Raw genomic sequence first — 7,911 nt, forward strand, 5'->3', positions numbered from 1 at the left:
CGCGTTTTGCCCTACAAAGGGGACTTTATCCGATTCGACCCAACATCCGCGCCCGAGACCCTCCGCCCGCCCTCCACGACAAAAGCCGTGAAACACGGGCCGCACGAGACCGGTTAGGGCCACAACCGGAAAGACCCTGGCACACCGGAACTTGACCCGATAGTAGTCATTCAATTACTCACAGTGACTACGAAAGGGAGGATCTTGTGCCAGATATGAACCGGCGGGGATTCGCCAGGCTGGCCGGGCTGGGCGCCGTGGGAGCGGTGGGCGCGGCCGTGGAACCGGCCCCCGCGCGCACCGGGCGGCAGCCCCGCGACGGAAAGCGCTGGGACGTCTGCACCCGGGTGGCGCGGGACCTGCTGCTCGTCGGCGAGGACGGCTCGGACCTCAAGCTCGAATACCTCAAGGTCCTCATCGACACGGGCCTGCCCAGGACCCGCTCCCCCAAGAGGATCCTCGTCGTCGGCGCCGGGATCTCCGGGCTGGTGGCCGCGACGCTGCTGAAGCGGGCCGGGCACCGGGTCACCGTCGTCGAGGCCAACGGCAACCGGATCGGCGGCCGGATCAAGACCTTCCAGACCGGTTTCGCCGACCGGCTGCAGTACGCCGAGGCCGGGGCGATGCGTATCCCCGACTTCCACCCGCTCACGCTGGCGCTCATCGACAAGCTGGGCATCTCCCGGCGCCTGTTCTACAACGTCGACGTGCGTCCCGGCGCCGCGGCGACCGGCCCGACACCGCCCGTCGTCTACACCCCGCGCCGCGGGCCCGCCTGGCGCTCCGGCCCGTCCCGGGGGGAGTTCACCGCGCCGGAACGGGCGAACCACACCCTGATCCGGGTCAACGGCATCACCCGGCGGCGCGACGAGTACGCCGGGAACCCGCGCGAGATCAACGCCTCCTTCGGGCTGCGGGACGACAGGACCGCGGGAAGGATCCTCGACGACGCGCTCGACCCGGTCAGGGACTACTTCTCCGCCGTCCGCGGCCAGGAGCGGGTCGACAAGCCGCTGCCCGGGCTGATCGAGGGCTGGGCCCGCGTCCTGTACGACTTCGACGACCACTCCATGAACCGCTTCCTGCGGGAGCACGCCCGGCTGAGCGACGCGGCGATCGACGCCATCGGCACCCTGGAGAACCTGACCTCCCGGCTGCCGCTGTCGTTCATGCACACCTTCCTGACCCGGAGCCTGGTCAATCCGTCGGCGACCTACTGGGAGATGGAGGGAGGCAGCCGGGAACTGCCGTACCGGCTGGCGCGGGGGCTGCGCGGCGACATCCGGATGGACCGGCGGGCCGTGCGGATCGAGCACACCGCGCGGGGCGTGCGCGTCGAGACGGTCACCGAGACGGGCAGCACCGAGACGGCCTCCAGGCCCCAGGGCAGGGGGGAGACGTTCGAGGGAGACCTCGCGATCATCACGATCCCGTTCTCCGCGCTGCGCCACGTGGAGATCGCCCCGGCCCTGCCGTACCCGAAGCGGCGCGCGGTGATCGAGCTGCACTACGACTCCGCGACCAAGGTGCTGCTGGAGTTCCGCAGGCGCTGGTGGGAGTTCGACGAGCGCGACTGGAGACGGGAGCTCGGCTCCCGCTACCGCCCGGGGCCCGCGGGCCACGTGACGGGCGGCGGGTCGGTCACCGACAACGCCAACCGGTTCGTCTACTTCCCGTCCCACCCGGTGCGCGGCAGCGAGGGCGGCGTCGTGCTGGCCAGCTACGCGTGGGCCGACGACGCCGCCCGCTGGGACTCCATGGACGACGCCGAGCGCTACGCCCACGCGCTGCGGGGGCTGCAGGAGGTGCACGGGGAGCGGATCTCCGAGTTCTACACCGGCCACGGCCGGACCCAGAGCTGGCTGCGCAACCGCTACGCCTTCGGTGAGGCCGCCGTCTTCACGCCGGGCCAGATGACCGAGATCCACCCGGCCATCGCCGCCCCGGTGGGACGGCTGCACTTCGCGGGCGAGCACACCTCGCTCAAGCACTCCTGGATCGAGGGCGCCCTGGAGTCGGCGGTCCGCACGGCCCTGGAGGCCAACGCCTGACTCCTCGCCCCTCGTCGCGGGGTCCCTCCGCGTGGCCCGCGGCACCGACCTCCGCGGGCCACGCGCCACCGGGCCGCCGTACGATCAGGCGCGCTCCGGGGTCACGGCGCCGGAAACCTTTCTTGGGCGCCAGGTATCGAGTGCTCAACCCTACCCACCTCACCACGCGACGTGGTGGAACGCGGACACTTCGAGACTCCCCCGTGTCGGGGCGCCCTCGGTGGAGCGGAAACGCGAAGACCTCCGTGATCCCCCGGGAGGACCCGGGGATCACGGAGGTCACACCGTCCGGCGCGCGCCGGACGGTCACGCGGTCAGCGGAGGGTGCCGTTGGTCATGCCGACGGGCTCCTCGGGCACCGCGACCAGGCCGAGCTCCGAGGTCGAGGCCACCAGCGGGTGGTCGGGAACGACCCGGACGGTGTAGCCGAAGGGCCCGGTGCGGTCGAGGGGGATGGTCCCGGCGAAGACCGCCCTGCCGTCGTCGCCCTCGGACTCGACGGTCAGGTCGGCGTACGAGGGAGCCGACAGGTCGTCGTGGTCGCCGACCCGGCCGTAGGCCGCCTGGACCCGGATGTCCCCCGGCTCCAGCTCGCCGAGGGCGATGGTGGCCTTCAGCTCCACCGACGTCCCGAGCTCCGGGGTGCTGTCGCCCAGGCCGGAAGCCTCCACGTGCTCGACCCGCACGCCCGGCCAGGCCCTGCCGACCTTGAGCTTCCAGGCCGCGAAGCTCCTGGCCTGGTCGTACCCCTCTCCGGAGAGGGCGCGGGCGGACTTGGCGGCCGGGGAGTAGAGGCCGACCACGTAGTCGCGGAGCATCCGCCCGGCGAGCACCTTGGGACCGAGCGAGGCCAGGGTGTGCCTGACCATCTCCAGCCAGCGCCGGGGCAGCCCGTCGGCCCGGTCGTAGAACCGGTCGGCCACCTCGTGCTCGATCAGGTCGTACAGGGCGGCGGCCTCCAGCTCGTCGCGGCGGTCGGGGTCGGCGACGCCGTCGGCGGTGGGGATGGCCCAGCCGTTGGTGCCGTCGTACCACTCGTCCCACCAGCCGTCGCGGATGGACAGGTTGAGGCCGCCGTTGAGCGCGGCCTTCATCCCGGACGTGCCGCACGCCTCCAGCGGGCGCAGCGGGTTGTTCATCCACACGTCGCAGCCCTGGACGAGCAGCTGGCCCAGGGCCATGTCGTAGTCGGGCAGGAAGACGATGCGGTGCCGCACGTCCTCGGAGTCGGCGAACTTCACGATCTGCTGGATGAGCTTCTTGCCGCCCTCGTCGGCCGGGTGGGCCTTGCCCGCGATCACGATCTGCACCGGCCTGGCGGGGTCGAGCAGCAGCGCGCGGAGCCGGTCGGGGTCGGACAGCATCAGGGTGAGCCTCTTGTACGAGGGCACCCGGCGGGCGAAGCCGATGGTCAGCACCTCGGGGTCGAGGGCGTCGTCGATCCAGCCGAGCTCGGCCTGCGAGGCACCCCGGTTGATCCACGACTGGCGGAGCCGCACGCGGGCCGCGACGACCAGCTTCTCGCGCAGCCGTCCCCTGATGCCCCAGACGTCGCCGTCGGAGATCTTGCCGATGCTCTCCCAGCCCTGGGCGCGGTCGACCAGGGTGGGCAGCTCCTTCCCGGCCAGCTCCATGATCTCCCGGCCGACCCAGGTGGGGGCGTGCACGCCGTTGGTGATGAACCCGATCGGCACCTCTTCGGTGTCGAAGCCCGGCCACAGGCTCTGGAACATCTCCCGGCTCACGGCGCCGTGCAGCTCGGAGACGCCGTTGACCCGCTGGGCCAGCCGCATGCCCATCGCGGCCATGTTGAACTTGCCCGGCTCCTCCTCGGCGCCCAGCGCGAGGATGCGGTCGACGGGGACCGTGGGCCACGCGTTGTCGCCGCCGAACTGACGCCCGATCATCTCGGCGGGGAAGCGGTCGATCCCGGCGGGCACGGGGGTGTGCGTGGTGAAGACGGTCCCGGCCCTGACCGCCTCCAGCGCCTCGTCGAAGGAGAGCCTGGCCTCGGTGAGCTCGCGGATGCGCTCCAGGCCGAGGAAGCCCGCGTGCCCCTCGTTGGTGTGGAACACCTCGGGCTCGGCGTGCCCGGTGACCCGGCAGTACGCGCGGATGGCGCGGACGCCGCCGACGCCGAGCAGCAGCTCCTGGAGCAGCCGGTGGTCGCCGCCGCCGCCGTACAGGCGGTCGGTGACGTCGCGGGCGGCGGTGTCGTTCTCTGCCACGTCGGAGTCGAGCAGCAGCAGCGGCACCCTGCCGACCTGGAGCACCCAGACCTGGGCGTGCAGCGTGCGCTGCTCGGGAAGGCTGATCTTGATGCGTACGGGGGTGCCGTCCTCCTCCCGCAGGAGGGTGAGCGGCAGGCCGCCGGGGTCGAGGGAGGGGTAGTGCTCCAGCTGCCAGCCCTCGGGCGAGAGGGACTGGGTGAAGTAGCCGTGGCGGTACAGCAGGCCGACGGCGAGGATGGGCACCCCGAGGTCGCTGGCGGCCTTGAGGTGGTCCCCGGCGAGGATGCCGAGCCCGCCCGAGTACTGCGGCAGGGCGGCGGCGATGCCGTACTCGGGAGAGAAGTAGGCGATGGCCTCGGGGGCCTCGGAGATGGTCTGGTACCACCGAGGGGCGGTCATGTACTCACGGAGGTCGTCGGCGGCGTCGGCGAGCCGCCTCAGGAAGCGGCGGTCGGCGGCGAGCTCACGGAGCCTTCCGGCCTCCACGGCGCCCAGCAGGGCCACCGGGTCGTACCCGACGCGCCCCCAGATGGCCGGATCGACCTCGCCGAACAGATCCAATGTCTCCGGGTGCCACGACCAGCGCAAATTGAGGACGAGCTCGCCGAGGGAGGCCAGCTCCGGCGGCAGGACGGTGCGGACGGTAAACCTGCGGATTGCTCTCACGGTGCCAGACCCTAGTTACTCAGCGCCACGAGGGCGACCCCAACACTCACGCGTCTCCCTCTCACCGCTATCAATCCACCCCAAACACATCAAAGGCAGGTGATCGACTGTTAGGAGAACTCGCGGAAGAGTAAGAGGTGCCGCACTCTATCCAGCGGGACGCATGAAGCTGGACTATTGGGGCACCGGAGATACGGGCCAGAATGTACTGCCCTCGGGAACCGGCCGTCCCAGCAGGGCAGGGCTCCGCTTGCCCCGAGACCGGCCGCCCGGGGATGCTTGAACAAACGAAGATCCTTCCTTGCTGACTTCCCCGGCGGTACCGGGCGTGCCGCCGCTACCTTGAGACGCGATGATCGGACGAATCCCAATCCAGGACATCCACCCCACGGTCGACTGCGGGCGCCGCCCCGCCAAGGCCGCCGCGGGTGAGACCTTCGAGATCTCCGCGACCGTGTTCCGCGAGGGACACGACGCGGTCGCGGCAGGGGTCGTGTTCACCGGCCCCGGCGGCGTGCGCGGTCCCCTGTTGCCCATGGGCGAGCTCGCCCCCGGCACCGACCGGTGGGGCGTGGAGGTGACGCTGCCCACGGAGGGTGAGTGGCGTTTCCGGGTGGAGGCGTGGGGCGACCCCATGGCCACCTGGCTGCACGACGCGGGTATCAAGATCCCCCGGGACCTGGACGCCGACCTGATGTGTGAGGAGGGCGCCCGGCTCTTCGACCGCGCGGCGAGAGCGGTGCGGGCCGCCGACTGCGCGCCCGCGACGGGCACGGTGGCGACCGGCAGGCCGGTGAGCGGCAAGACCCCGGCGGCGCGGACGGCCAGGCGCGCCAAGGAGGCGCAGAAGCACGTCTGCGGGCACCGGGCCGCGCTCCAGGCGGTCGCGGCCAGGCTGCGCGACCCCGAGATCGACCCGCGCGCCCGGTTCACCGTGGCCCAGCTCCCGGAGACGGCGGCGCTGCTGCGCGCCCACCCGCTGCGCGACCTGGTGACCAAATCGGCCCCGCGCACGGTCCTGGTGCACCGCCGCAGGGCGCTGTTCGGGTCGTGGTACGAGTTCTTCCCGCGCTCCGAGGGCGCGATCATCGAGCAGGGCGTCGCCCCCAAGTCCGGGACCTTCCAGACCGCCGCCAAGCGGCTGCCCGCGGTGGCGAAGATGGGCTTCGACGTCGTCTACCTGCCGCCGATCCACCCGATCGGGCACAGCTTCCGCAAGGGGCGCAACAACACCCTCACGCCCGAGCCGTACGACCCCGGCTCGCCCTGGGCGATCGGCTCGGCGGAGGGCGGCCACGACGCCATCCACCCCGACCTGGGCACCTTCGAGGACTTCGACGCCTTCGTGGCCAAGACCCGCGAGCTGGGCATGGAGGTCGCCATCGACTTCGCCCTGCAGTGCGCGCCCGACCACCCGTGGGTCAGGGAGCACCCGGAGTGGTTCAACATCCGCGCCGACGGCTCGATCGCGTACGCGGAGAACCCGCCGAAGAAGTACCAGGACATCTATCCGCTGAACTTCGACAAGGACCCCAAGGGGATCTACGAGGAGATCAGGCGGGTCGTGCGGCTCTGGATGGACCACGGGGTGCGGATCTTCCGGGTGGACAACCCGCACACCAAGCCGGTGGCCTTCTGGGAGAAGCTGCTGGCCGACGTGCACACCACCGATCCTGACGTATTGTTCCTGGCGGAGGCGTTCACCCGCCCCGCCATGATGCGGACGCTGGCCAAGGTCGGCTTCCACCAGTCGTACACGTACTACACGTGGAAGAACTCGCGCCCGGACGTCGAGGCGTACCTGAGCGAGCTCTCCCACGAGACGTCGCACTACATGCGGCCCAACGTGTTCGTCAATACTCCGGACATTCTCCATGAATACCTTCAGCACGGGGGAGTCCCGGCATTTCATATCAGGGCAGTACTCGCGGCTACGGCGATGCCGACGTGGGGCGTGTACTCGGGATATGAACTTGCGGAGAATGCACCGGTTAGACCGGGTAGCGAAGAATACCTAGATAGCGAGAAATATCAATACAGACCCCGCGATTGGGTCGCGGCTGAGCGGGAAGGGCTTAGCCTGGCCCCGTTCATCACGCAACTCAATTTGTTCCGAAGAGCACACCCGGCGCTCCAAGAACTGCGTAATCTACGGTTTCACAGCGTCAACAACCCGGATGTGATCTGCTTCTCCAAGCGGTTGCCCGGCGCCTACGACACGGCCACACGACGGCACGGCCTGGGCGACGTTGTCCTCGTCGTCGTGAACCTGGATCCGCACAACACCCACGAGGCGACGGTGTCGCTCGACATGCCCGCCCTCGGGCTCGACTGGCAGGCCGAGTTCGTCGTGGACGACGAGCTGTCGGGCGAGTCGTATCGCTGGCGGCAGGACAACTACGTGCGCCTCGATCCCCACATCCACCCAGCGCACGTCTTCACTCTGCGTGCCGCGGCGGCGAACCAGCGGTGAGCCGGCCGGGTACGCATATACCGGCAGAACAGCGGGGAGTCACTGGTGAGTCAGCTACCTGAGCCAATTCCGAACACCTTCGACGAGGAAAAGCCGCGCGATCCGTACTGGTTCAAGCGTGCCGTCTTCTACGAGGTTCTCATCCGGGGTTTCGCCGATTCGAACGGCGACGGCACCGGAGACATCCGCGGTCTCATCCAGAAACTGGACTATCTCCAGTGGCTGGGCGTCGACTGCCTCTGGCTGCTTCCGCTGTACGAGTCGCCGTTGCGCGACGGCGGGTACGACATCGCCGACTTCATGAAGATCCTTCCTGATTTCGGCGATCTCGGAGACTTCGTGAAACTGGTCGACGAGGCGCACAAGCGCGGCATGCGGGTCATCGCCGACCTGGTGATGAACCACACCAGTGACCAGCACCCGTGGTTCCAGGCCTCCCGCCACGACCCCGAGGGGCCGTTCGGTGACTTCTACGTCTGGAACGACAACG

At 69.8% G+C, this 7,911-nt stretch carries 4 protein-coding genes; 3 read left to right on the forward strand and 1 reads right to left on the reverse strand.

Features of this window, described 5'->3' with window-relative positions:
* Positions 1–215 precede the first annotated feature (215 nt).
* Positions 216–2,051 carry a flavin monoamine oxidase family protein gene (locus ACW9TB_RS07030; protein WP_472747115.1) on the forward strand — a complete coding sequence of 612 codons (1,836 nt, stop codon included), beginning with the start codon at positions 216–218 and terminating at the stop codon, positions 2,049–2,051.
* A gap of 314 nt (positions 2,052–2,365) precedes the next feature.
* On the opposite strand, the gene glgP is transcribed toward ACW9TB_RS07030, so the two are convergent.
* Positions 2,366–4,948, reverse strand: coding sequence for an alpha-glucan family phosphorylase (gene glgP, locus ACW9TB_RS07035; protein ID WP_472747102.1), 2,583 nt, complete (start codon positions 4,946–4,948; stop codon positions 2,366–2,368).
* Between the two features lie 352 nt (positions 4,949–5,300).
* Here glgP and ACW9TB_RS07040 point away from each other — a divergent pair, with 352 nt between their 5' ends.
* Entirely contained in the window at positions 5,301–7,421 is a 2,121-nt protein-coding gene (locus tag ACW9TB_RS07040) for an alpha-1,4-glucan--maltose-1-phosphate maltosyltransferase (protein ID WP_472747103.1), read from the forward strand.
* A 45-nt stretch (positions 7,422–7,466) separates the two neighbouring features.
* The coding region (locus ACW9TB_RS07045; RefSeq protein WP_472747104.1) for an alpha-amylase family glycosyl hydrolase at positions 7,467–7,911 on the forward strand (445 nt) is incomplete at its 3' end.

Source organism: Streptosporangium sp. H13245, from assembly GCF_055690525.1.

What these genes read in the sequence shown, in the direction of transcription:
- ACW9TB_RS07040 (WP_472747103.1), top strand. Translation starts at nt 5,301, where the DNA reads ATGATCGGACGAATCCCAATCCAGGACATCCACCCCACGGTCGACTGC.
- ACW9TB_RS07030 (WP_472747115.1), top strand. Translation starts at nt 216, where the DNA reads ATGAACCGGCGGGGATTCGCCAGGCTGGCCGGGCTGGGCGCCGTGGGA.